Source organism: Paenibacillus alginolyticus DSM 5050 = NBRC 15375, from assembly GCF_000422905.1.
Lineage (GTDB): Bacteria > Bacillota > Bacilli > Paenibacillales > NBRC-103111 > Paenibacillus_E > Paenibacillus_E alginolyticus.
The window spans coordinates 18,582-43,502 of sequence record NZ_AUGY01000063.1 but is presented as its reverse complement, the minus strand read 5'-3'; the positions used below and the strand labels follow the sequence as shown (position 1 = coordinate 43,502).

The window sequence follows — 24,921 nt, the reverse complement described above, 5'->3', positions numbered from 1 at the left end:
CTTATGTGGAGATGACGGGTCTTTTTGTTGTTTTGAGGTGACTGTGAGGCCTCGAAAGTGAAATTAATGCATTTTGTACATCTAAATTGGGCATTAGAAGTCCATTTGGAAGATTACCTGTATTTTGTGCAGTTAATTTCACCTCAAAAGGCCCAAAACGTCTAAATTCAGAAAAATAGATGTAGGAAATGCAGCTAATCTAAGAATAGGTAAACATATTGCGAAATTAGATGTATGTTTTACATCAAATTTTTGATTCTTTTACGAGTATTGTTTCATTTTCAATAAAATAGCCAACGCCAGCACGTCTGGCCCAACCTTGAGGAGGAATTTAACCATGGAAAACAACATCACTAACAACAATCGTCGTATTCGGATTTTTGACACGACACTTAGAGATGGCGAACAGGCGCCAGGAGCTTCCCTATATCCAGAAGAGAAGATTCGTATCGCAAGACAGCTTGCGAAAATGGGCGTGGATACCATCGAGCCGGGCTTCCCGATATCTAGCCCTGGGGATTTTCAGGCGGTGCAGCAAATTTCACGTGAACTGCAGAACATTGAGATTTGCGGCTTCGCCCGCGCTGTTAAAGCGGATATTGACTCGGCGATAAAAGCAACTCAGGATGCTGCTTCAAGACGCATTCACATGTTCCTGTCCTCGTCGGATATCCACCTGGATTTCCAACTGCGCAAATCCCGTCAACAGGTGGTAGAGATGGCTCGCTCCATGGTCGCCTATACGAAGCAATTCGTTGATCGGATCGAATTCTCACCGATGGACGCAACACGGACAGGGGACGAATTCCTGTTTGAAGTGCTTGAGGCGGTCATTGCTGAGGGAGCAACCATACTCAACATCCCTGACACTGTAGGCTACGCGCTTCCAGAAGAATATGGGGCTATGTTCCGCAGAGTGCGCCAAAGTGTAAGGGGCGGCGACACCGTGGAGTACAGCGCGCATTGCCATAATGATTTGGGTCTTGCAGTTGCGAACAGCCTAGCGGCTATTGCTGCGGGAGTCACACATGTGGAAGTAACCGTTAACGGTGTAGGGGAGCGCGCAGGCAACTGTTCTCTTGAAGAGCTCGTTATGGCTATTGAGACGCGAAAGCAAACCATGGGTGTGGAAACAGGGATCGTATCCAGTGAAATTTTCAACACATCCAAAATGGTCAGCCGCATCATGGGCTTCCCCATTGCTTACAATAAGCCGATCGTTGGCCGAAATGCCTTCCAACACGAAGCGGGTATCCATCAAGATGGGCTGCTGAAAAATCGCAACACGTACGAAATTATGGATCCGGAAAAGCTGGGTATTCCACGGTCCATGATCATCCTTGGCAAGCATTCAGGACGTCACGCGCTGAAACATCGCGCCCTACAATTTGGCATTGAGCTTACAGGAGAAGAACTGGATACACTGTATACCAGATTCAAAGAAAAAGCAGATGACCAGAAAATGGTGACGGACGATCAACTCATGGAGCTTGTAGGTTCTACTGTTGATGGGCAAATGGAGCCATTTACACTGACACACATGCAAGTCGTCTCTAGCAGTGATCGCAATCGGGTTGCCTCCGTGTCGGTAAAGAACAATCAAACTGGTGTTGAAAATGTGTACTCGGGGACAGGTGAAGGACCGATTGAAGCCATCGTGCAGTGTCTTAGACAAGCGATTCCGATGGCTGTGGATTTCTCCGATCTGGAGCTTCATTCGTTGTCAACAGGTGAAAAAGCAACAGGCGAAGCGGAAGTCACCATCTCAGTAGGCGGCCAAACTTACAAAAATACGGGCATAGATCAGGATGTGCTTGTTGCGGTAGCCAAAGCTTTTATCTCAGCTTGCAATCAAGCCATACGGATGCAAAATAGCGCAGCGGCTCCAACCGAAGCCACTACGGCTTGATAAGACGACTACACCAGATCAAATTGTAAGAAAACTTAGATATATACACAGCTTGTGTGCAAAGTTATTCACATACCCTGTGTACAATGTGTATAACTAGGGCAAACCCATGGTTACCAATGGTTTTAAAAGAATACGGAGAAGAATAACTTTTTAACATTTTTTTGTGGATAATGTGGATAAGAATGTGGAAAACGAAGGAATAGCGCAGAGGGAGGCGAATTTTGCCTCTCTTTTTTTGTGGATAACGATGTGGATAACTTAAATGGTGTAAAATCACCCCGCTTTAAATTATCGGAACAATCCGGCAGTGGATAGCTTTTCACTTGGATGAAAATGCTAAAAGCAAAAACAGTGGGTGAATACACTTGAAATTAAAAATAGCAGGCATCATTGTGGGTATCTTGACTTTAATGTTTGAGTTGTCCACAAGTGCGGAGGGAATAGAAGCTGGAATCGACCCATCCATCCACAACATAGTAAAGTCCAAGCACGTAACAGTGGTTTCTATACCGGGTTTATCGTTCATGGAGCTCCGACCAGATCAACTTGTTGAGCTCCCTCATTTACGGCGGCTGACGGAGTTAAGTGCAGTTGGAGCTATGAACATTCGCACATCGAGTCGTACGATGAGGGATGTGTATGTCTCGTTGGGAGCAGGAGCACCTTCCGTAGGAGTTGCAGATGGGCAGGCTTTTGCAGCAAAAGAAACAAGGCACGGCATTCGTATTTCCGAACTTATGAATCGTTACATAGGCCGCTATGGCGAAGATAAACAGATCGAGATTGACTCCGTACTGGTGCCTGATATCACGATGCTGCAGCGAGCTAATAAGAACCAAGGTTATGTACCAGGTATCCTAGGAGAATTGTTGAAGGAGTATGGTGTTTTTCGCTCTGTGCTGGGAAGCAGTGATTTAGGGAAGGGATCAGGCATGGAAGATAAAAAAATGCGGCGCTACAGCCCGCTCATGCTGATGGATGCCAATGGTTTTGTGGACAAAGGCGCACTCGGAGATGACGTCATAACTTTGGACGTGGACAGACCATACGGTGTTAGTACCCATTATGCACAATTGCATTCTTTATGGGAAAAACGGACGCAGCCTGGTATCACTCTAGTCGAATTAGGTGATTTGTACAGACTTTATACGGATCAAGAGCATTATAACGAGGAACGTTTCACGCAGTTGAAAGGGCAAATCTTAAAGGAAATAGACCAATGGATAGGGCAAGTAGTGGCAGGGATGACGGAGGAGGACAGCTTGTGGATCTTCTCTCCGGAAGTGAATAGTGAGGCGGCAAGAGCCAAAGCTTATCTATCTCCTATCCTTCATTATACGACTGACAGTAGAGAGGCAATTCTGGTGTCGGAATCTACTCGCAGGCAAGGTGTCGTCACGGCGCAAGATTTCACAAGTTCGCTGCTAAAAGAGTTCAACATCCCGGTGCCGAGTGGGCTGGTGGGCATTCCTTTATCCTATATGGGAAAAAGTGATGTTCTTGCTGATCTTGTCAGGGAACAGAGCAGCATGCAGATGATTTACCGCAGTAGGCCGCTGCTTCTATATCCTTTTGTTACTTATGAAATGCTCATATTGCTCTTGAGTTTGATCTATGGTCTGTGGATAAAAAAAAGACTGGCAGACCCAGGGTATCTCGAAGGAAGGGAAATGCCTTGGCGTAGGAGTGTGCGAACGCTGCTGTTCTCGCTGCTCTCGGCGCCTGCTGTTATGCTGTTGATGGGCTGGTTGGTTGTTCCTCTGACAACAAAAGTAGGGATAGAAGGCACGATGCTGGTACTGATTGCCGTTTTTATTGTGTGTACGCTGCTTATTTCCGCTTTTATGGAAAAATGCGGCTTATCCACAGCCATGATCTGGCTTGGTCTTGGGAACGCGCTGATCATAACGCTGGATGGCAGTTCAGGGGCCCATGCCATGAAGTATTCCATTCTGGGTTATGATCCGATGATCGGCGCCCGCTACTACGGCATCGGGAATGAGTTCATGGGCGTCTTGATCGGCGCCCTCGTACTTGGCGTTACGGCGGCTTTGCAGCGCCGTCATGGGGGGGAGCAGCCCGCGCTGCGCGGGCTTGGTGGGAATGAGCCGCTCCTTGCAGGGAGCGGGAAGGTTGAGGGATCGCCACGCCTCGGGGACGCGGCGGCTTCGCCTGCCGCCGCGCTGCTCGCGTGCGGGGCGTTCTTGCTCGTGACGGCCTGCCTGGCGGCACCGTCACTCGGCGCGAACGCGGGCGGCGCCTTGAGCGCCGCGGTCGCCTTCGGCGTAGCCGGCGCACATTGCTTCGCCGGCGAACGCTGGCGCGAGCTGCGCCTAGGCAGGGGCGCAGCCCTGCTGTCGGCGCTGCTCGCGCTGGGGCTTGGGGCGCTGTGGCTGCTCAACAGCGCCGATTCTCCCGCGGCATTCGCGCGGGAGAACCATGTCGGGCGTGCGTTTCACGCGCTGCACGCCGGGCACTTCGATCAGATCGGACAGCTGATCGAGCGCAAGCTGCGGATGAACGTGCACTTGCTTCGTGCATCCGTGTGGAGCAAAGTGCTCATCACCAGCCTCATCGTGATGGCTGTCCTTGTGCTCCGTCCACGCGGCCATCTTCGCTCGTGGCAGCACAAATACCCGTATTGGATGTACGGGTTCTCGGCCAATATGATCGGAGCCATCGCAGCGCTGCTGCTTAACGACTCCGGCATTGTTGCAGCAGCGACGTTAATTATCTTCGTCGCCGTACCGATGCAGCTCCTGCGATTGCAGGAGCTGGAAACAGAAAATCCCCGCTCATAGGGGGACATGAATCGCTGAGAGGTCGTTTTAGATCCTCTCAGGCTGCCTCACGAGCGGAAATTCGTCTGAGAGGTCGATATCAGCGCTCTCAGCTCAGAAAACCCCCGCCATTAAGTCATTGAGCAGCTGAGAGGTCGTTTTAGATCCTCTCAGGCTGCCTCACGAGCGGAAATTCGTCTGAAAGGTCGAAATCAGCGCTCTCAGCTCAGAAAAACCCCGCCTTTGAGGAATTGAGCAGCTGAGAGGTCGTTTTAGATCCCCTCAGGCTGCCTCACGAGAGGAAATGCGTCTGAGAGGTCGAAATCAGCGCTCTCAGCTCAGAAAAACCCGCCACGGAGGCATTGACCAGCTGAGAGGTCGATTTAGATCCTCTCAGGCTGGCTCACGAGCGGAAATGCGTCTGAGAGGTCGAAATCAGCGCTCTCAGCTAAGAAAAACCCCGCCTTTGAGGAATTGAGCAGCTGAGAGGTCGTTTTAGATCCTCTCAGGCTGCCTCACGAGCGGAAATGCGTCTGAGAGGTAGAAATCAGCGCTCTCAGCTAAGAAAAACCCCGCCTTTGAGAGATGAGCAGCTGAGAGGTCGTTTTAGATCCTCTCAGGCTGCCTCACGAGCGGAAATGCGTCTGAGAGGTAGAAATCAGCGCTCTCAGCTAAGAAAAACCCCGCCTTTGAGGAATTGAGCAGCTGAGAGGTCGTTTTAGATCCTCTCAGGCTGCCTCACGAGCGGAACGGAGCCCGAGAGGTCCAATTTCGCGCTCTCAGTCCAGTAAATTCCCGCTTCCGAGGCATTGATCTGCTAAGTGATAACCTATCAAGCCAACAAAAGCTCCCACTCCTCATAACAAGCAGCGAGCGCGCTCTTCCGTTGATCAACCGCAGCGGTCTTCTCCTGAACGAGCACATAGTTGTTATACACAGCTGGGTCAGCAAGCTCCGCCTCCAAGGCGGACACTTCGTCTTCCAGCCGAGCAATGTCGAGCTCAAGCTGCTCGAGCTTGCGCTGGCGGCTGCGTTCTTCGCGCTTTGCCAGCTTGTCCGCTTCATACCCACCGCCACTCGTGGGTTCGCTCTTCCCAAGCGCGCCGCTGCCTCCAGCGGCTTTCTTCTCCGCTTCTTTGGCCAGCCGCTTCGCTTCCATCTCGGCGAGTTCGGCCTTTTTCTCCACATAATCGTCGTAGTTGCCGAGATAGCTCGTAAGCCCATCCTTCTGCAGATCCAGCATACTTTCAGCCATCTTGTTCAGGAAGTAACGGTCATGGGAGATGAAGAGAAGAGTGCCTTCGTAATCCATCAATGCCGATTCCAAAACCTCTTTGCTGTACAAATCCAAATGGTTGGTAGGCTCATCGAGGATCAAAACATTCGCTTTTTGCAGCATCAGCTTGGCTAAGGCTACGCGCGCTTTTTCCCCGCCGCTTAAGGCTGCAACTTTTTTGAAAACATCTTCGCCGCTAAAGAGAAAGCTTCCTAGCACCGTCCGAATCCGTGCCTCCTCCAAATGAGGATACGTGTTCCATACTTCCTCAAGCACGCTATTGCTCGGGGTCAGTCCAGTTTGCTCCTGATCATAGTAGCCAATCGTGACGCCAGCGCCCCACTTGAAGGTGCCTGCGTCTTGTTTGTGCTGACCAATTAATGTTTTGAGCAAGGTGGATTTCCCTACACCGTTGGGTCCAATGAGTGCAGCGGTTTCCGAACGGCGAAGCTGGAAGGAGACGCCATCGAGCAATCGGTTCTTTCCATCATAGGAAAGCGCCAAACGATCAACTTGCAGTACTTCCTTGCCGGAGGTCTGCTCGATTTCAAAAGAAAACGAAGCCCGCTTCAAATCCCCCATCGGCTTATCGAGTCGATCCATTTTTTCCAGCTGTTTGCGGCGGCTCTGCGCTCTCTTCGTCGTCGAAGCACGCACAATATTGCGCTGAACAAAATCCTCCAGCTTCGCAATTTCATCCTGCTGTTTCTCGAATTGCTTCATTTCGATCTCATAATTAGCTTCTTTAATTTCGATGAATCGGGAGTAGTTCCCGGTATATCGTTTGGAAGCATTTCGCTCAATTTCATAAATAGAAGTCACCAAAGCATCTAGGAAAAAACGGTCATGAGATACTACCAGAATAGCGCCCGGATAGCCGCGTAAATAACCTTCGAGCCAAGTTAGCGTCGGAATGTCCAAATGGTTCGTCGGCTCATCGAGCATAAGCAGATCAGGTTCTTCGAGCAGCATTTTAGCAAGGGCAAGTCTTGTTTTTTGACCGCCACTGAGCGTTTTGACTAACGTGTCCGGAGGAAACTGGCCGAAGCCCATCCCGTGCAAAATGCCACGGATTTTCGCTTCAATTTCATAGCCCCCATGTTCACGGAACCATTCGGAGCGCTGAGCGTAACGATTCATCGTGGTTTCGTACTTTTTTTCGTCCGAGATTAGATCAGGGTCAGCCATTAATGCTTCAAGTTCACGAAGTTCTCGCTCTGTCTCCAGCAAGGAAGTAAACACGCTGAGCAGCTCGTTCCAGATCGACTTGTCCGTTTGCAGTCCGCTATTCTGCTTCAAGTAACCTATTTTCGTTTCTTTCGCCTTGAATAAGTCGCCGCTGTCATAGGACATTTCGCCGGCAATAATTTGGAGCAGCGTCGATTTACCGGCGCCATTCACGCCAACTAAACCGATCCGTTCCCTGTTTTCGATCTGTAGCGTTATATTGGAGAGTACGGAGCGTACCCCATAGCTTTTGGAAATGTTTGAAACCTGTAATAGCATCTTCTGCTACCTCCTGCTTATTAATGAAAGGACTTGATCTAGCCCGTCCTTTCGCTCTCTTATAAATCCCATCAATTCACTAGTATACACCATGCGCGAGGGCATCGTATGCTTAATTTTGCATAAATGAGAATGGGTGGGGGATGGGTAAATGGTACTTTTGAGGCATGCTAAGCATATAGGGTATCCGTTCTTGCCCCTGCTTCTGTTGATATGTCTGTGTCAAGGAGTATCAAGCTCATCAGACATTGGGAGCCATGCGATATCTGCAATTCCCGCGTCTAGTTCAACCACTTCCCCAGCAGCATTCACGATTATGACGTTTAATATCCACCACGGTGAAGGTTTAGATGGTAGAGTAAATATACAACGTATTGCTGATCTCATTCAAAATGCCAAAGCCGACGTCATCGCCTTGCAAGAAGTGGATCGGTACCGCTGGCGCAGCGGGTATGTGGATCAAGCAAAGGAACTGGCCGAGCTGCTTGGGATGGAGATGCGTTTTGCACCTAATATAGGGATCTTTGGTCGGAGACCAAAGTCTCACATATAAAGTCGGGCAATATGGCAATGCGATTCTCAGCCGATATCCAATTGAGGACAGCAGCTATACGCTGCTTCCTGGGAATAAGGAAACTAGAAGCATGTTAGAGGTAAAAATCAAGGTTGGTTCTGAACACGTTCGAATAGCCGACACACATTTGGGTCTTTCCAAAGAGGATCGAAGCGTTCAACTTGCTCGTATTTCAGAAAAGGTAGCAAACTACGATGACCCGCTTATTGTCGCGGGGGATTTTAATATGGAATTAGACTCTTTTCCGTTCAAAATAGAACCAACACAGCTCACGAATGTGCCATTACGAGCTGATGTGAAATCGACATTTGTGGATGGAAAAAGGATCGATTACATCTTTACAAATAGGAAGAATGTCCAATCTTCATGGGCGATTCCGACGATATTCTCGGACCATTTTCCCGTAATAACGCTCATTCGGCTGGGGTCTTCGGTGCGAGTATAGTTTTTTTCCTTGTTTATGTTAAAATGGGGGAAACCACTCCTCGTTAGGGAAGGGCTGAAGCTAGTATGAACATCCGAGAGCGGAAAATCGAATTACGCAAAGAAATGGAAGAACTGCGCTCCTCCATCATGAATGAAGAACGTGAAGTGAAGCAGCAGCGCATAAATGAAAGATTGATAAAACTATGCAGCGATAGGCTTCTTGGACATGGACAGAATGAAACCTCCGCTCCGCCTGCGATCATGAGTTATATGCCTTTTCGGTCTGAGCCGGATGTTGCCCCTCTGATGGAATGGTGTTGGCAGCAGGGAATTCGTGTGCTTGTGCCGAAGGTTGTAGCAGATACGAAGACGATGAATTTGCATATCATAAGCAGCTATGAAGATGTGGAAAGCGGGGCATATGGCATCAGAGAACCTCGCAGCGAGGTGCCGATTGAGCACGATTTGTCCACCCTATCTATGATCTTAGTGCCAGGGCTTGCTTTTGATTTGGATTTCGGAAGACTTGGGTATGGAGGCGGTTTTTATGATCGCTTCATGCAGCTATTTGCTGCGCGCGGGCTTAAGAGACCATTTGCGGTTGCAGCCGCTTTTGATAATCAATTGATTCCAGCGGTTCCTTCTTCCTGGCATGATTTCCGAGTTGACGGGATCGTCACCGAGAGCAAAATGGTCTTCAAATCAGAATCCTAAAATAGAGGTGAGTGCTTTGCCCGATTTTTCTCCATTAACCCATTTTAATGAGCAGGGACGAGCACGAATGGTCGACATTTCGGACAAAACCGAGACGAAGCGTACGGCTACCGCACGTTCCACTTTAATGATGAAGAGCGAGACGCTCGATTTAATTAAGCAGGGTAAAATGAAAAAAGGCGACGTCCTCGCCGTTGCGCAAGTGGCTGGCATCATGGCCGCCAAAAAAACGTCAGACTGGATTCCAATGTGCCATCCGATTGCGCTGACGGGCATTGATATTCAGTTTGCTGATAATGGCAACAATGAACTATACATAGAAGCAACTGTCCGGACGACGGGTCCGACTGGCGTTGAGATGGAGGCTTTAACTGCCGTATCCGCCGCCGCGCTAACCGTCTACGACATGTGCAAAGCAGTTGAGAAGGATATGATTATCAGCTCTACGCTGCTTGTCCACAAAACAGGCGGCAAAAACGGGGATTTTCACAGACAAGATAGTTGACAGTGACGCGACTTGACAGATAAAGCAGTTTTTTTCATGGAAAAGAAAGTCGACGATCACTCAGGTTAGTGGGGTTATCTCATTCAGTTAACAAGGGAGAGGTGACGAAGGATGCACTGGAAAGTTGCGATTTTGACAGCCAGTGACCGCGGTTACCGAGGAGAACGAGAAGACACTAGCGCTCAGGTAATCCGCGAGCTGATTGAAGAGGAAATTCAAGGCGAGATCATCGAATACCGGGTCGTTCCGGATGAGATGGATGAAATTATGGCTTCATTAATAGAAATGACGGATTATTATCAGGCAGATTTGATTTTAACGACTGGCGGAACGGGACTAGCCCCCCGAGATGTGACACCGGAAGCAACGCTCAATGTGATTGATCGGGTAGCACCGGGTTTTGCTGAAGCCATGCGAATGATTTCGATGCAAAAGACTCGGAAAGCTATGCTTTCCAGAGCGGTATCCGGCATTCGCGGACGCACGCTGATCATTAATTTGCCGGGCAGCCCCAAGGGCGTGCAGGAGAATCTGATGGCGATCATCGATCAGCTTCCGCATGCGCTGGGGATTCTAACAGGCAAAGAAGGTGACCATGGGTGAGTATTAAACATGACTCGATGCTGCGCGAGGTCAAGGTCGAGGATGCCATCGGCATGATTCTGCCGCATGATCTGACTCAGATTTTGCCAGGTGAGTTCAAAGGGCGCCTGTTTCGCAAAGGTCATCAGGTGACTGAGGCCGATATTCCTGCGCTTCTGAGCATCGGCAAAGAGCATATCTATGTGATGGAGCTGCAGCCTGGCTACCTGCATGAGGATGAAGCTGCGCTGCGCATGGCGAAGGCCATAGCTGGAGATGGGCTCTTGCTGACGGAGCCGCACGAGGGTAAAGTGAACGTGAAATCGGCGATTCACGGCTTGGTCAAGATCGATAAGGCGTTCGTCGACAGCGTGAACGCCATCGATGAGGTCGTGTTGTCGACGATTCGCAGCAACACGGTCGTTCAGGCAGGCGCTTCGCTAGTCGGCACGCGGGTAATCCCGCTGATTGTGGACGAAGCGAAGGTTGTAGAGGTCGAGCGACTGGCTGCCGCTCGACGTGAGATGGGCTTCACCTTGCTTGAGGTGAAGCCGTTTCGCAAGCTGCGCGTCGGCGTGATTACGACGGGCAGCGAGGTCTTCAAGGGCCGAATCAAGGATAAATTCGGCCCGGTCGTGAAGGAGAAGCTGGCGCAGCTCGGCTCCGAGGTGGTAGACCAACGCTTCGTGTCGGACGACAGCGAAGCGATAGTGGGTGAGATCCACGCGCTGCTAGCGCTGGGCGTGGATCTGGTCTTGGTCACGGGCGGCATGTCCGTGGACCCGGACGATCGCACACCGGGTGCGATCAAGATGGCCGGCGCCCGTGTGGTCAGCTACGGCACGCCGATGCTGCCGGGCTCGATGCTGATGATCGCCTATCTGGGCGATGTGCCGATCATGGGCTTGCCGGGTTGCGTGATGCATGACCCGTACACGTCCTTTGATGTGCTGCTCCCGCGGATTTGCGCGGGCGAGACTATCGTGCGCAGCGACATTACGGAGATGGGCTATGGTGGCTTTTATCAGTGTTAGTGGTAGTCGATGAAATCCTGCAAGTTAAGCTTGTTTGAATTTATTGTGTGATTTGTTGCATGGCTTACAAAGTTGATTTTGCTTGTTAGAGCACATTCAAACATTTAGCTGCATTTTGTGCAGGTAATTGGATGAATTTGTTTCGTATCTAGCAATTTGCTGCAAAATGTACATCTTTTTTGGCGCTTTGGCGGTATATTGGCTGTTTTTAGCTGATTTTGATGTACAAAATGCAGGTAAAGTGGGCCGTAGAGGTGAAAAGTAGCAAAATAACTGCACTTTTTGCAGCTAATGCAAAAGTGTGTGACTATAGTGAAGGTGTTGACCGCAGTTACCACCCACTAGGAGATTTCGTTGCCGATTTCAGCGTTTGATAATTTGTTATACGGTTTAGATGAAGTCGCAACAAATAATGGAGATGAAGTCCATGTTTCAAAATATCGGTTTCACCGAACTCTTGTTAATAGCAGTCGTTGCTCTTGTCCTATTTGGACCGCAGAAGCTGCCCGAAATTGGCCGCGTGCTAGGGCGCACGATCAGGGATTTTAAGAAAGGCGCTCACGCCCTGCTGAATGATGAGTCTGAAGAAACGGCGGCACCGAAGCCGGTTGCCGAGGTCAAACCTGCTCCGCAGGTTTCGACTCAAGGTGAAGCAGCCTCGTCAGACCCTGTCGAAGCAGGTGCTATTTCCAAGAGAGCGGCAGTGGAGTTTGTTACCGCAGCTCCCTCATTAGTCAAATCGGCTGTCGAATCAGTTCCAGCCACACCAGAAGTAGCGGAGTCAGGCTCTTCCGCTACTGCTGAACATGATGCTGTCCATGAGATTGTCCAGCCCGAGCAGGCATCGGCCCATGCCGCATCAACTGAAGCGTCTGCTGTGTTTGCTGCAACTGCTGCAACAATCCCAACAGACGCGACATCTGCCTCTTCGGCAGTAGTCTCCGCTGTGGAAGCACCGTCGGTCACGCCGGCAACACCCGCGCAGACGCACGCAGCACCTGCCCCGTCGGCAGCAGTGCCCGCTGTGAACGCACCGTCGGTCACGCAGACGGCACCAGCTCGACCGAACGCAACACCTGCCTCATCGGCAGTGCCCGCAGCGCCGTCAAGCAACGCGCGGCGTCTACCGGACTAGCCGCTTTCTTTTCAGCATAACAAGTGCTTCAGCCGTATAGGTTTGATCCACTAGATCAGGTTGGTGAAATATGACAACGAACGAAGAAATGTCACTCGTAGAGCACCTTGGTGAGCTGCGCAAACGAATCATGTGGGTACTGGCTGTCCTGGTCATAGGGATGGTAGGCGGACTAATCAGCGCGAGGCCGATTATTCGTTACCTCAAAAACATTCCTCCTGCTAATAGCATCAGTTGGAACGTTTTTTCCCCGTGGGATGCCCTGCGCTTATATATGAATTTTGGATTGGCCGTAGGGATTCTGATTACCCTCCCGGTTATTCTTTATCATATATGGGCGTTTGTTAAGCCAGGCTTGCGTGAGGCTGAGCAGAAGGCTTCGATTATTTATATTCCTTATGCGTTTTTGCTCTTTTTGGTAGGTCTTTCCTTCGGTTATTGGGTTGTTTTTCCGATGGCTTTTTACTTTACTTCCTCCATTAGCCATAGTCTCGATATCACGGAGATGTATGGCGCGGCGCAATATTTTACATTCATGTTCAACATTATTCTTCCGCTAGCCATTACGTTTGAAATGCCTATTGTCGTGATGTTCCTCACGAAGATTCGTCTTTTGAATCCTAAGCGTCTGCACAAGTTCAGAAGATATGCCTACATGCTGCTCGTTATTTTATCTACGGTTATCACGCCGCCAGATGCGATATCGGCTATCTTAGTGGCTTTGCCGCTTATTATTTTGTATGAATTTAGCGTATTTATGTCGGGATTTATTTATCGTAAACAGTTGGCGAAGGATGCTGAATGGGAGCGCGAGTTCGGTCCTAAATAATAAAACAGTCTGCAATAAGGTGCAGGCTGTTTTTCTTTTTTTTAAGCGAATATTTGTTTTTCATTTGGGTAGAATGAGGGGGGTGCCTGAAAGAATGAAAAATGTGTAAAAGGACTTGCAAATTACTCCCAGAATGAGTATCATAAGAATTGTTGTTAGCACTAAACACATTCGAGTGCTAATAACCGAATACACCCAATACCAATTTTCTAAAGGAGGCTATTTTTCCATGATCAGACCGTTAGGTGATCGAGTAATCATTGAAGCCGTTGCGAAAGAGGAGACTACAGCAAGTGGCATCGTGCTGCCAGATACAGCTAAAGAAAAACCACAAGAAGGTAAAGTTGTAGCTGTAGGCGCAGGCGCGTTGAAAGATGGCGTTCGTGTTCCGCTTGAAGTAAGCGAAGGCGACCGCATCATTTTCTCCAAATACGCTGGAACTGAAGTGAAATACGAAGGCCGCGAACTGTTGATCTTGCGCGAAAGCGACATTCTCGCTGTATTAGCCTAATTTAGCAGGATATAGATCGGCACTGCGTTTACTTAGTTTTTCCGTAAAACTACTTACTATGTACAGGTTTTAAATTAGAGGAGGTTTCCTATCATGGCAAAAGAAATTAAGTTCAGTGAAGACGCACGCCGCGCGATGCTTCGTGGGGTAGATGCTTTAGCTAATGCTGTAAAAGTAACCCTCGGTCCTAAAGGCCGTAACGTTGTTCTTGAGAAAAAATTCGGCAGCCCGTTGATCACAAATGACGGTGTTACGATCGCGAAAGAAATCGAGCTTGAAGATGCTTTCGAAAACATGGGAGCACAACTTGTTAAAGAAGTTGCTACCAAAACAAACGATGTTGCTGGTGACGGTACAACAACTGCAACGGTTCTAGCACAAGCTATGATCCGCGAAGGTCTGAAAAACGTAACGGCAGGCGCTAACCCAATGGTTATCCGCAAAGGTATCGAGAAAGCTGTTAAAGCGGCTGTAGAAGAGCTTCAAGCTATCGCTAAGCCAATCGAAGGCAAACAATCCATCGCACAAGTAGCAGCAATCTCTGCTGCTGACGAAGAAGTAGGCGAATTGATCGCTGAAGCTATGGAAAAAGTAGGTAAAGACGGTGTTATCACAGTTGAAGAATCCAAAGGTTTCTTGACTGAACTTGAAGTTGTAGAAGGTATGCAATTCGACCGTGGTTACACTTCCCCATACATGATCACTGACACGGATAAAATGGAAGCTGTCCTTGACAACCCATACATCCTGATCACTGACAAAAAAATCTCGAACATCCAAGAAATCTTGCCTGTTCTTGAAAAAGTGGTTCAATCCGGTAAACAACTTCTGATCATTGCTGAAGATGTTGAAGGCGAAGCACAAGCAACGCTTGTTGTGAACAGACTTCGTGGAACATTCACTTGCGTAGCTGTTAAAGCTCCTGGTTTCGGTGACCGTCGTAAAGCTATGCTTGGCGATATCGCTGCTCTAACTGGTGGTCAAGTGATTACAGAAGAGCTTGGATTGGATCTGAAATCCACGCGTCCTGAGCAATTGGGTAGCGCGCGTCAAATCCGCGTAACCAAAGAGAACACAATCATCGTTGATGGCGCTGGCGACAAAAAAGACATCGCAGCACGTGTTACTCAAATTCGCGCACAATTGGAAGAAACAACTTCCGATTTCGATAAAGAAAAATTGCAAGAGCGTTTGGCTAAACTTTCTGGCGGCGTAGCTGTTATCAAAGTTGGCGCAGCAACTGAAACTGAGCTGAAAGAGCGCAAACTTCGTATCGAAGATGCTCTGAACGCAACTCGTGCAGCTGTTGAAGAAGGTATCGTTTCTGGCGGTGGTACAGCCCTGGTTAACGTGTACAACGCAGTAGCTAAGGTAGTAGCTGTTGGCGACGAGCAAACAGGCGTTAACATCATCCTGCGCTCCCTAGAAGAGCCAGTTCGCACAATCGCAGCTAACGCTGGTCAAGAAGGCTCCGTAATCGTTGAGCGCCTCAAGAACGAAAAAGTAGGCATCGGCTACAACGCAGCAACTGGCCAATGGGTGAACATGTTCGAAGCAGGTATCGTTGACCCTGCTAAAGTAACTCGTTCCGCACTGCAAAACGCAGCATCCGTAGCAGCAATGTTCTTGACAACTGAAGCGGTCATCGCTGACAAACCAGAAAAAGACAAACCAGGCATGCCTGATATGGGCGGCATGGGTGGAATGGGCGGCATGATGTAAGTCGTACCCAAAATAGAGGCTTCTCATGAGTTCACCGAACTTATGGGAGGCCTCTTTCTTTTTCGGTTTGGTAAAGGAACCATCTATTTATAAAGATAGACAAATAAACTAATGCCCTCTTTTTTGATCTTGTAGTTCTTAAAAGGGGTTTCTTTTAAAAGAGACTCAAAATCTTCTTTCGTGTAAGCACCTTGTTTTAGGAAAGTTTTGAATGCAAATTTCACAAAATGCTTGTCAAATCCTTTCATTCCTGTCTGTCTAATCTCATTGTTAATATCTTCAGATGTTGCCTCATAATTCATGTCGATGATTAGGGAGGTTCCGCCCTCTTTCAGCACTCGATACATTTCACTTAGCGCCTTTACGGGGTCCTTAAAGTTCTTGAATGCAGCACTGCAAATAATAGAATCAAAAAAGCTATCTTCACAGGGTAGATGGGATGCGTTACCCTCTTTAAAATCAACTGAAACATTTGCTTCTTTCGCATTGTCTTTTTCAATTTTCACAAAGTCTGGGCTTATTTCAACTCCTGTAACGTTAAACCCTTTCTTGGCGAGTTCAATCGACAAATAACCCGGGCCTGGAGCAACTTCCAAAATATGTGCACGTTTGCCGACAAAAGATGCAACTTCATTCGCATAGGTTTGCATTTGAGTCATTCGACTTTTGCGAGAATTCTTATCATACCACTTTGCAGTTAAGCCATAAATGCCGACATCCTTGGTTTTTCGCATGGTTTTCATCATAAACATATCTCCTTTAAAATTAGCTCGATTTCTTCAGCATCTTATTGATTTCATTATATAGGATCGATCGGCGCGTCTGAACCATCCGGCGGATGACATACAGCTCCGTCTTCAGACGGAGTAGTAGAGCAAATCACAGATCTTTTTCGTCGGCGCTCCATGATGACTTTATTGAAGCACGATCTTATTAACATAAAAAAAGCCCTTATGGGCTTATTGTGAAGGTTGTGGTCTGGATCGTTTCAAGTAACTTATTGTCGGTTTCGATATTCTCAAACTTTTTCATAACATTAAAAATCCCAAGCAGCAACAACCTTGTTCTTCCCGGTCTGCTTCGCAGTAATCTCCGCCGTATCAGCCTGTTCAATCAATTCCTCAATCGAAGTTGGACTGCAGAGCTCTAGGGAAGATACGCCCACACTGACGGTGATTTGGTAAGGGCGCCCGAAGGCAAATTCTCTCTCAATTTCCGCTCTCAGCTGATGGGCAATCTTGAGTGCTTCCTTTCCATCCGTTTTAGGTAAAATGAGAATAAGCTCCTCGCCGCCATATCGTCCAGCGATATCGCTCTTTCTTAAATGAAACCGGAAAATATCTGCGATTTCTCGTAAAACTCGGTCCCCTTCCGGGTGTCCAAACTCATTGACCTTGCGGAAATTATCCACATCGATCATGATCACGGATAAGTCGAGGTTATAGCGTCTAGAGAGATCGAATTCTTCCCTCAGCTTTTCCATGAAATAACCGCGTAAATAAAAGCCGGTCAGGTTATCAATCACCATCTCTCTATGCAAGAGAACATTGATAATATGCGGTTTGATGAAAGAAAGAAAATGCTCCATATGCTGCAGCTTTGTTTTGGTCATGCCATCTACATAAACCTGGAGCGTAATAGCTTGATCCCCTCGCTGAAAGAGAGTGAAAGTGTGGGCCCAGCTATCTTCACTTCGGGTTTGATAAGCAACCAATTCATCGTGGTCTCTTAGTCCGGAAGCTGTCACGAAAACCTTTTGTTTATAATGCAGCAATGTGTAGGTGATGGCGAGTTGAATGACTGGAAAGTAGTCAAAAAGTGCCTTGGTCAACCTCTGCATGGTTGTCATTAGATCCAAAGTTTCGGTAACCTGTTCACTGAGCTCGATGATGATTTGTAAATCCAAGGAGAGGAGCAACCATTGCTCTCGGTCGGCAATCATTTTTTGAACAAAATCATCCTGCATAATCGCAGGTGATGCCGGGGCAAAGGTGGGCCGAATTACCCGTTCCATGCAATCGGTTAAGTAGGGGAGCCAAGTTTCCTTTTGAATAATTTGATAACCATTTAATGCCCGCCGCAAATACAGCATCGCATTTTGAACATCGCCCTCATAGATGGACCTCTCCGCTGAAAGTCTAAAATAATCTGGCCAAAAGATGTCAAAAGAACATCGTTTGAGATAAGCTTCAAAGTTTTCGAACCAAATCCCCATATTCTCCGAGCGAAGCGCTAACAGGAGCGTAAGCAATTCTCGGTAAGCCCAGCCAGCATACATCCCTGAGTTATTTTTCGAAATAAATTGTTCAAAAAGCTTGCAGGCTAGTTCCAAATTTCCTTCTCTAGTTTGAAACAGCGCGTCCAAGAAGAACGACGTGTTCTCAAATTTCAAGAAGCCCGGGACGAGGATAGGTTGATTTTGACGGAAAGCGACATAACCTTGAAAAACAGATAATAAAGCCATACTCGACTCTGTGATTTGCTGCTCGAACAGGAGGGCTTCCAATTCCTGAAACAGTTCCCACTGGTCCCATTCAAGTGCATATAACAACTGATTCGTTAAATATGTCTCGGCCAAATCCTTGCGCCGCAATTCGTCAACCTGCAGGACACGTTCTTTGTGATAGTAGTAGCTGGCCAAGTCTCCTTGATTTAAAGAGAACTCCATAGCATTCAGATGGCCTACTTGTTCCTTCGTCGTGTAGCCAGAGCGCTTGGCACCTTCAATCCCGCGATATACATACGTATTGATCAGTTTATTGTTGCTCTGGTAGGAATATAAATCATAAAGACGGAGCATGAGGTCCGTATGAGGTGATGTTTGCAGAAGCGGTTCTAACTTAGCTGCAATGGATAAAGCCCACTCCTCGGTTTCAGGAAAATGAATCAGCATATTAATCGTATAATAGTTCGTAATCTCCGCAAAATGGCGAAGTGAAAGCAAATTTCTCTTTGGATAGACGACCTCGGTATAGAAGACATGAAGCTTACGCACCTCATCATCCAATAGAGGGAAACAGAGATTGCTGGTATTGAGTAGAAATGCAGCTCGTACCCGGTCTTCTAATGCCTGACTTTCATCGAAAATAAAGGGGAACAGTTGCTCACGTAAAATATAAACATCCAAATCATTTTGAATAATGCGGATATACATCCACTCGAAACGATCGGTGATTTGGCCTGTTCGTTCATATACCGCTAGAGCTAATTGTTCGGAAAGAGCAAATTGGTTAAGCAGAAGATACATTCTACTTAGCAGCCTGTCTAGGAAAATGAGATAAGGCCGTTCTAATTTTTCATATAAATATTTGATGCGTTCTAATAATTCAACCTTTTGTTCATAAGAGAGGAGGGAACGGATCTGTTTATAATATTTTAAAAGCAAATAATATTCTACTTTAAACTCACTCGCTTGGCTGGATAGTGAAATAAGTTGAGGTAAACCAACTGGACGGAATTGATGCTGGTAAATCAGTGCTGTTTGGTAGTAAGACATTTGTTGAACGGCTGGCAGCTGTTGCAAGACCAATTCGGTAATTTCAGTTGAGATAAATAAACTATCATTGTGACTGACATGAACAAGGCCAAGCTCTGCCAGCTTCGTAACCGAAGACAGGATGTTTCCTAAATCCGCTTCATTAGCCTTAAATAGGGAAAACACGCTTATTGGCATTGGCAAACAGCATAAAAGCCGCAGCAGCTCCAGTTCCTCATTGTTCAAAACGGAGATTCGCTTAGAAAACAAGGGAAGAGATTGGAGCTTTGCATCATCAAGATGAAATGTTGTTGTTTTGTGCCAGCCCTTGTTAGTGAGATGAATACTTCCAGATTGAATGAGCTCCTGCAGAATGATGCGGCAATGGCTAAAGTTGATCTTGTGCTCATAAAACCAATTTTTTAATTCGGATAGTAACGTGGAATCAGCTCGTCCCAATTGTGAAGACAACAGCTGTTCATAAATCGCCTGGTCCGCATGATGAATTTCAAGTGTTTGAAAGGATAAGCTAGTGAATTGTGAAGGTGTCTGGCTGCCGCTGAAAATAACATGCAAGCCGGTCATTTCATGACCATGTTCTCTCCAGAAGTTAAGGAAAATGAGCTGGGAATCTTCATCAAAGTGTTCGCTGTTTTCAAAAATGTAAAAAAGATTTTGAACAGGGAACATCGGGATAATGGAACAGAAAAATTGATACAACCACTCCGTTAGCAAATAAAGGATATCGTCGCCTTCATAGTGCTTTTTGAGAAGCTGGTCAAATTTACGAGAAAGATTCCGCAGCATGGTGATTGATTCTGGAAATAAGCCAAAGCCAAGATGTAAGGTTCTGGAGACCACTTCACGCAAAGTTGAATAAGGAAGTCCTTGGGAGACAATTTTGAAGAAATAGCCTCTTTCTAACATCTCATTGACATGCTGCGTATAAACATCAAATCGAATAGCCTCATCCTCACAAACGAGCCCTAATAAACGCTTCTCATTTGATTGTAAAAAATAACGAAAATGCTTTTGATGTTCTTGCGTAATTGGCGCGGCGGCAGGGTGCAGCCAGTTGGGGCTACTATGGGAAATAAGCGGTTGCAACTGCTCAGGCAGTTGAAAGGCTGCTCGAATGATATCGGCAATTTCATCAGCGAATAACATAGTTTCTGGTTCAGAACGCAGACGTTCTGATAATTGCAGCAGGTTATTAGGCACGGAGTCGGAGCCATATATCGTATGAATCAGTAGATGGATAGCTTCGAAATCAGCAGCTCTGGAAAGCAGAAATCGCCGTGCATAACGTGGAAATGAAGAGAATGAAAAGTCCGTCAATAAATGATTAATAAATTCGATAGCAGAAGGGAATGGCTGGACATCGATAATAATGCCTAACGTTTGCGGATTGAAAAAAAGCTGCTCTGGCAGCAAAAAGCCCATATAAAACTGCTCTTCGTGCAAAATGGAAAGCGCTCTACAAATGGAGATCAGCAATTTACCTTTGGATTCATCGCTTAATGCAGCTTTTTCAATATGTGAAAACGGCAAATAGCCTTCTGATAATGGAGAAAGCTGAACGACAAGATTGCTCTCGGCAAAATTCCAATTCAGCGGCTGTCGGAAATAATCTCCTTTTGCGGCTTTGGCCCAAGAAAGCAAACGATTCTCGATTTGTTTTTCGTGGAAATAATTCCAAAGCTTATGATGAAGATGCATCTCAGAATAACCAGGGGCATGAGAGTATGTTAAATGCCGAAAGTCGGAATTCGTGTTTTGAGTTGTATGATTCATCATACTCCCTCCTCCTTCTAAGGTATGGGAATTCAAGACGCAAGGGATGGGATCATACCATCAAGTTTATGTCATTTCTCAATTGTAACAAATATATGAAGCAAAAGGGAGAGGTATCATGGTGCAGATAGCCTGCTATTTTCGGGCCTGCTTGGACTTTTAACCTGCTTGGCCCATAAAACCAAGCCTAATTATTGGCTTAATAGGCATTGGTACATTCCTTGGACTAGGGATAAACGTATACTAACACAAACCTATAGAGGAGTTGACCCATCCATGGAACACAAACATCACCATCACCATTTCAGCCCGCTTAGCCAACCTAGCCAACTCAGTCCGCTTAGCCAACCTGGCCCAGGCAAACCATTTCAATGTCCACCTGCTGACCCAATCATGACAGATCCAGAAAGAGTTGTAAGAGACTTCTACCACCCACAAAGAGTTCAAGTTATTCATCCTATTCAAATCGTTAACCGCCACCACTGCGTTCCTGTCTATGAGCATGTTTACACTTGTTCTGAGGTAGATGAATATTGCGGTACTCATCCGCATCCGCATCAAGGCATGCTGCGTGAGAAGTAGATAAGGATACCCTCGGAAAGAATCTGATGATTCTTTTTGGGGGTTGTTTTGTGTGTACTCAGAACAGTAGAAATGAACAATACATTGGGGGCCGGGCTTCTATTAGTATAGTGAAACAGACCGTATACATATTTTAGTATAAATTGTATAATTATGTATCATATTGAAAGGGTGTGTGGTTATGTCGAATCGTGTGTTCCCTTTGAAACGGGAGAAGCGTGATTTACGCGATTATCATTTTATGAGTACGGCGTTTAAGTCCCCGAGCGAGCTGCCCAAGAAAGTCGACTTGCGCTCAAACATGTCCCCCATAGTCGATCAAGGCGCACTCGGAAGCTGTACGGCCAACGCCATAGCTAGCGGGCTTCGAGAGTATTTGCTCGTAAGCAGTCAGGAGAAGTGGACAGCCCTTTCTCGGCTTTTCCTGTATTGGCACGAACGCAAGCTCGAAGGTCATGTGGATGAAGACTCAGGGGCCTATATCCGAGATGGGATGAAAGTGCTCCAGAAGATTGGTGTTTGTCCAGAAGAGGATTATCCCTATAACATTGGGGATTTCAGAGATACGCCCGATTCCAAAGCAGGAGGGGATGCAGCTAATTACAAAATCGGCGACTACCATCGGATCACAGATTTATATGCTCTCAAGGCAGCACTGGCTGAGCAATCACCCGTTGTTATCGGCATAATGATATACGAGAGCTTCCAATCTCCTGAAGCAGCCCAAACGGGCAAAATTCCGGTTCCAAAGAAGAAGCGTGAACGGGTACTGGGCGGACATGCCATGTTGGCAGTCGGGTATGTGGATCGAGGCCAGTCAGGTTATGTCATCGTGCGCAACAGCTGGGGCGCGCACTGGGGAGATCATGGATACTGCTATATTCCTTATAAAATGTTTCAGGATCCGGACAGTGTGATGGATATGTGGACGGGGCGATAAAGGAAAATGGAAAAGAAAAAGGCACCACATCATGTGGCGCCTTTTTCCTATTTCAACTGAAAATTTGTAGCTATGATTGCATCAATATTCTGTTTCTCCGCTGGATCCTTGGCAATAAGCTTATTTAACAAATCATTGTCCGCAGTTCCTTGCTTCTGAAGAGCTGCCAGATACCATCTGGCGACGACCCGGTTCGTCTGATCATCGAATTTATCAGTCACATACGGTTTAATCGTATTAGCTGCACCCGCATAGTCACCACGCATGTAGTGAACTTGACCTACATTGAGCGCCATACTAGGCGTCACAGCGAACTCGCGTCCTTGTGCTTGTTCTTTAGGTAGATTCTTCAGGGAATCGATGCGAGCCAGAACTTCATTGTATGTGGCAAGTACATTGTCGAGCTTTTTATTCGTATCTTGTATATTATTCTTTTGAATTTCTTGGTTTGCGAGTTCGATATTTAAAGACATGCTTTTCTCATAGAGATCAATATACCAAGGATAGTTAGGAATTTGAGCGGTGGACCAGTCTAACGCATCTTGAGTTTTGCCTTTAATCAGAAGCATATTGAGCTGCTGCATGGCGACCATCCGGTTATGCGGTTCCTTTTTCAGCAATTGATTGAGAAGATCTTGTGCTTGATTGAAAAAAGTTTCTGCTTTCTTCGGGTCTTCCTTCTGCATCTGATTAGAAACTTGAAGAAGAATGCCGATTCTACTAACCTGTCCTGTTAACAAATAGTCTGGATGAGCAGGGTGCAAAGAAATCGCTTTGTCCAGCGGAGTTACAATTTGATTGTAATCTTGACTCTTTTTGATAACTTCAAGGGTTTGCTGATAAGAACTATTCGCTGAGACTAGTTGAGCCGAGATATAGAACATCACGATCGACAAAACAGCCAGGAGTGCCGGGAACATTTTGTGAAGCGTAAGTGAATCAGACTTTAATCGTATCGGAGCCGATGTGCTGTTACTCAGCATCCCACCTAATGCAAGGAACAAGATAGCACCTAAGTACACATAACTCAGATCGAAGTCAATCATACTGTGTGCTAAAAGTGAAACTGTTACGATGAAAAATAGGAAGTGTAGATCTCTTTTTTCCTGTGAGCTTTTGATGTAGCTTCGTATATAAAAGACCATAACAGCAAGTACGAAACCGATAAAGGCAAGGAATCCAAGCGCACCGGCCTCAACCAAGTATTGAAGTGCGAAGTTATGAGCCTGACGACTTGTGTAAGGGTTGTTTTGATACTTCTCATATAAGGAAGCCCAAGCACCACCGCCTGCTCCAATGATCGGATAATCAGACCAGAGCTTCACTGCATCTTTGTAAAAAGTACCGCGCTCTAAAACGCTGTGTTGTTGGAAGTTGATATTTTCTAGACGTATTTTGACATTGTTAGGAAGAATATTTTTCAAACCTGTATCTCCGAAAAGAAGAACAGCTCCTATAACACCGACGATAATAGCAGCTATAGGGAGGATGAAAGTAGCATTCTTCTTAGCTGAGAATCGAGCAGTCACTCGCTCTAACCAAGGAGCTCCGAAGCGTTGAATAACGATTGCAAGTGCAGTGAAAACTATCGAAGTAAGAAGTAAAATCCACCAACCGTGCAAGGATTCAGCTGCACTAGGTTGTTTTTGTAATCCAATCCCAATATCTGTCACTTTTTGTAAAATGGCTAATGACGCTGCAAATGCTAGACCAAATTGTATGAGTGCTAGAATCTGTCTACTAATCGAGAAGAAGAAAAGCATAATTAAGAAAACAACCGGAATGATCACAATCGCGCCGCGGGAAAGTGTTAGCCAGAATGAAACAATGATTGGCACCAACATGATTGCATGAGGAAGAACTACGTACCATTTTCGAGACTTCACAATGAAGAACAATGCCCCAAGAGATAATGTGATTAAAAAGGCAGCATACGTATTCGCATATTGGAAAACAGAAGTGAGTCGCAGACCGTTGGAGTCCGTCATGATCGCATCGCGGTACAAGTTAGGATTAGCTGCATCCATCAAAGCGAACCATCCAACCAGGTGTCCAGCGAAGTTTCCGTTACCTAACCAATACAAAAGTCCGAAGAGGACAACGAAATAGCCGGAAATAATTAACAAACTGGCAATAATCGACGTACCAAGCTTGTTTTTTGTCAGAAATACACCTAAAATGAAGAAGGTTGCATACAGCATTTGTATATAGATCATATTTGTTGCCAAATAATGAGATGCCGCATTTGAAAGAGAGATTACGTAAGTCAACGGCATCATTAAGACAAGGATCGTCAACACATCTTTTTGTTCTTTAAGCTTGAATACAAAGAAAGTAAGTATTGCAATTAGTAGCAATATGATGGAGGACCATACCGAAGCCGAGTAGATTGTTCTCTCGAAATCGTAAGTCCCACCATTGAACAACGCCCGCTGAAACGGCGCCCAGAACATAAACAAGCCCGTAAACACAGTCAAAATCCAAAAAATAACAGAGCTTTTCTCTGTCGTTATCGTTCCATTCGCTTTTGCACGCGAAGCCGCGTAGGCATTCTTACTTGCACTCATGAAAGACAGTCTCCTTTTTTGCTAAAGTTCGACTTTATTTTAGCATACTGGAAGGGG

At 46.7% G+C, this 24,921-nt stretch carries 18 protein-coding genes and 1 other annotated feature (1 of these 19 cut by a window edge); of the genes, 14 read left to right on the top strand and 4 right to left on the bottom strand.

Annotated elements, in window-relative coordinates:
• Positions 1-5: a binding site (T-box leader), on the top strand (it extends 264 nt beyond the left edge of the window).
• Between the two features lie 332 nt (positions 6-337).
• Positions 338-1,909 carry a 2-isopropylmalate synthase gene (locus G519_RS0125170; protein WP_029197042.1) on the top strand — a complete coding sequence of 524 codons (1,572 nt, stop codon included), beginning with the start codon at positions 338-340 and terminating at the stop codon, positions 1,907-1,909.
• Positions 1,910-2,277: 368 nt separating this feature from the next.
• The gene (locus G519_RS0125165; protein WP_029197041.1) at positions 2,278-4,713 is read left to right on the top strand and encodes a hypothetical protein; all 2,436 of its coding nucleotides are present in this window, start codon (positions 2,278-2,280) and stop codon (positions 4,711-4,713) included.
• Between the two features lie 811 nt (positions 4,714-5,524).
• On the opposite strand, the gene G519_RS0125160 is transcribed toward G519_RS0125165, so the two are convergent.
• A complete protein-coding gene (locus G519_RS0125160; RefSeq protein WP_029197040.1) occupies positions 5,525-7,474 on the bottom strand; it encodes an ABC-F family ATP-binding cassette domain-containing protein in 1,950 nt (649 codons plus the stop codon).
• 151 nt (positions 7,475-7,625) lie between these two features.
• Here G519_RS0125160 and G519_RS0125155 point away from each other — a divergent pair, with 151 nt between their 5' ends.
• The 10 genes from G519_RS0125155 (at position 7,626) to groL (ending at position 15,506) form a co-directional block, all read left to right on the top strand.
• Positions 7,626-8,027 (top strand): endonuclease/exonuclease/phosphatase family protein, encoded by a 402-nt coding sequence (locus G519_RS0125155; RefSeq protein WP_029197039.1) that lies wholly within the window; start codon positions 7,626-7,628, stop codon positions 8,025-8,027.
• Positions 7,999-8,493, top strand: a complete 495-nt coding sequence (locus G519_RS0125150; RefSeq protein WP_029197038.1) for an endonuclease/exonuclease/phosphatase family protein — start codon at positions 7,999-8,001, stop codon at positions 8,491-8,493. Before G519_RS0125155 ends, G519_RS0125150 begins: the two co-directional genes overlap by 29 nt.
• Before the next feature lie 65 nt (positions 8,494-8,558).
• Complete coding sequence (locus G519_RS0125145; protein WP_029197037.1) at positions 8,559-9,188, top strand: 5-formyltetrahydrofolate cyclo-ligase; 630 nt, start codon at positions 8,559-8,561, stop codon at positions 9,186-9,188.
• A 16-nt stretch (positions 9,189-9,204) separates the two neighbouring features.
• The gene (moaC, locus tag G519_RS0125140; protein ID WP_036633746.1) at positions 9,205-9,693 is read left to right on the top strand and encodes a cyclic pyranopterin monophosphate synthase MoaC; all 489 of its coding nucleotides are present in this window, start codon (positions 9,205-9,207) and stop codon (positions 9,691-9,693) included.
• A 111-nt stretch (positions 9,694-9,804) separates the two neighbouring features.
• Positions 9,805-10,296, top strand: coding sequence for a MogA/MoaB family molybdenum cofactor biosynthesis protein (locus G519_RS0125135; RefSeq protein ID WP_029197035.1), 492 nt, complete (start codon positions 9,805-9,807; stop codon positions 10,294-10,296).
• A gap of 2 nt (positions 10,297-10,298) precedes the next feature.
• The gene (locus G519_RS0125130; RefSeq protein WP_029197034.1) at positions 10,299-11,309 is read left to right on the top strand and encodes a molybdopterin-binding protein; all 1,011 of its coding nucleotides are present in this window, start codon (positions 10,299-10,301) and stop codon (positions 11,307-11,309) included.
• A 412-nt stretch (positions 11,310-11,721) separates the two neighbouring features.
• On the top strand, positions 11,722-12,444 hold the full coding sequence (gene tatA / locus G519_RS53095; protein WP_279626878.1) for a twin-arginine translocase TatA/TatE family subunit: 723 nt from the start codon (positions 11,722-11,724) through the stop codon (positions 12,442-12,444).
• 70 nt (positions 12,445-12,514) lie between these two features.
• Positions 12,515-13,273, top strand: a complete 759-nt coding sequence (gene tatC / locus G519_RS0125120) for a twin-arginine translocase subunit TatC (protein ID WP_029197033.1) — start codon at positions 12,515-12,517, stop codon at positions 13,271-13,273.
• Between the two features lie 229 nt (positions 13,274-13,502).
• The gene (gene groES / locus G519_RS0125115) at positions 13,503-13,784 is read left to right on the top strand and encodes a co-chaperone GroES (RefSeq protein WP_028553854.1); all 282 of its coding nucleotides are present in this window, start codon (positions 13,503-13,505) and stop codon (positions 13,782-13,784) included.
• Between the two features lie 93 nt (positions 13,785-13,877).
• Positions 13,878-15,506, top strand: coding sequence for a chaperonin GroEL (gene groL, locus G519_RS0125110; protein ID WP_029197032.1), 1,629 nt, complete (start codon positions 13,878-13,880; stop codon positions 15,504-15,506).
• An 83-nt stretch (positions 15,507-15,589) separates the two neighbouring features.
• Here the strand turns inward: groL and G519_RS0125105 are convergent, their stop codons facing one another.
• Both G519_RS0125105 and G519_RS47790 read right to left on the bottom strand, forming a co-directional pair.
• Entirely contained in the window at positions 15,590-16,252 is a 663-nt protein-coding gene (locus G519_RS0125105; RefSeq protein WP_029197031.1) for a class I SAM-dependent methyltransferase, read from the bottom strand.
• 290 nt (positions 16,253-16,542) lie between these two features.
• A complete protein-coding gene (locus G519_RS47790; RefSeq protein ID WP_051253673.1) occupies positions 16,543-20,778 on the bottom strand; it encodes a GGDEF domain-containing protein in 4,236 nt (1,411 codons plus the stop codon).
• Positions 20,779-21,051: 273 nt separating this feature from the next.
• On the opposite strand from G519_RS47790, the gene G519_RS50480 reads away from it, so the two are divergent.
• Together G519_RS50480 and G519_RS0125090 are read left to right on the top strand one after the other, a co-directional pair.
• A complete protein-coding gene (locus tag G519_RS50480; RefSeq protein WP_127528039.1) occupies positions 21,052-21,357 on the top strand; it encodes a hypothetical protein in 306 nt (101 codons plus the stop codon).
• Positions 21,358-21,538: 181 nt separating this feature from the next.
• Complete coding sequence (locus G519_RS0125090) at positions 21,539-22,297, top strand: C1 family peptidase (RefSeq protein WP_029197029.1); 759 nt, start codon at positions 21,539-21,541, stop codon at positions 22,295-22,297.
• Positions 22,298-22,344: 47 nt separating this feature from the next.
• On the opposite strand, the gene G519_RS0125085 is transcribed toward G519_RS0125090, so the two are convergent.
• Complete coding sequence (locus G519_RS0125085; protein ID WP_029197028.1) at positions 22,345-24,864, bottom strand: O-antigen ligase family protein; 2,520 nt, start codon at positions 24,862-24,864, stop codon at positions 22,345-22,347.
• Between the last annotated feature and the right edge of the window lie 57 nt (positions 24,865-24,921).

Coding starts and splice junctions, on each gene's coding strand:
- G519_RS0125170 (WP_029197042.1), top strand. CDS start 338: ATGGAAAACAACATCACTAACAACAATCGTCGTATTCGGATTTTTGAC.
- G519_RS0125160 (WP_029197040.1), bottom strand. CDS start 7,474: ATGCTATTACAGGTTTCAAACATTTCCAAAAGCTATGGGGTACGCTCC.
- G519_RS0125155 (WP_029197039.1), top strand. CDS start 7,626: ATGGTACTTTTGAGGCATGCTAAGCATATAGGGTATCCGTTCTTGCCC.
- G519_RS0125145 (WP_029197037.1), top strand. CDS start 8,559: ATGAACATCCGAGAGCGGAAAATCGAATTACGCAAAGAAATGGAAGAA.
- G519_RS0125135 (WP_029197035.1), top strand. CDS start 9,805: ATGCACTGGAAAGTTGCGATTTTGACAGCCAGTGACCGCGGTTACCGA.
- tatA (WP_279626878.1), top strand. CDS start 11,722: ATGGAGATGAAGTCCATGTTTCAAAATATCGGTTTCACCGAACTCTTG.
- tatC (WP_029197033.1), top strand. CDS start 12,515: ATGACAACGAACGAAGAAATGTCACTCGTAGAGCACCTTGGTGAGCTG.
- groES (WP_028553854.1), top strand. CDS start 13,503: ATGATCAGACCGTTAGGTGATCGAGTAATCATTGAAGCCGTTGCGAAA.
- groL (WP_029197032.1), top strand. CDS start 13,878: ATGGCAAAAGAAATTAAGTTCAGTGAAGACGCACGCCGCGCGATGCTT.
- G519_RS0125105 (WP_029197031.1), bottom strand. CDS start 16,252: ATGATGAAAACCATGCGAAAAACCAAGGATGTCGGCATTTATGGCTTA.
- G519_RS47790 (WP_051253673.1), bottom strand. CDS start 20,778: ATGATGAATCATACAACTCAAAACACGAATTCCGACTTTCGGCATTTA.
- G519_RS50480 (WP_127528039.1), top strand. CDS start 21,052: ATGGAACACAAACATCACCATCACCATTTCAGCCCGCTTAGCCAACCT.
- G519_RS0125090 (WP_029197029.1), top strand. CDS start 21,539: ATGTCGAATCGTGTGTTCCCTTTGAAACGGGAGAAGCGTGATTTACGC.
- G519_RS0125085 (WP_029197028.1), bottom strand. CDS start 24,864: ATGAGTGCAAGTAAGAATGCCTACGCGGCTTCGCGTGCAAAAGCGAAT.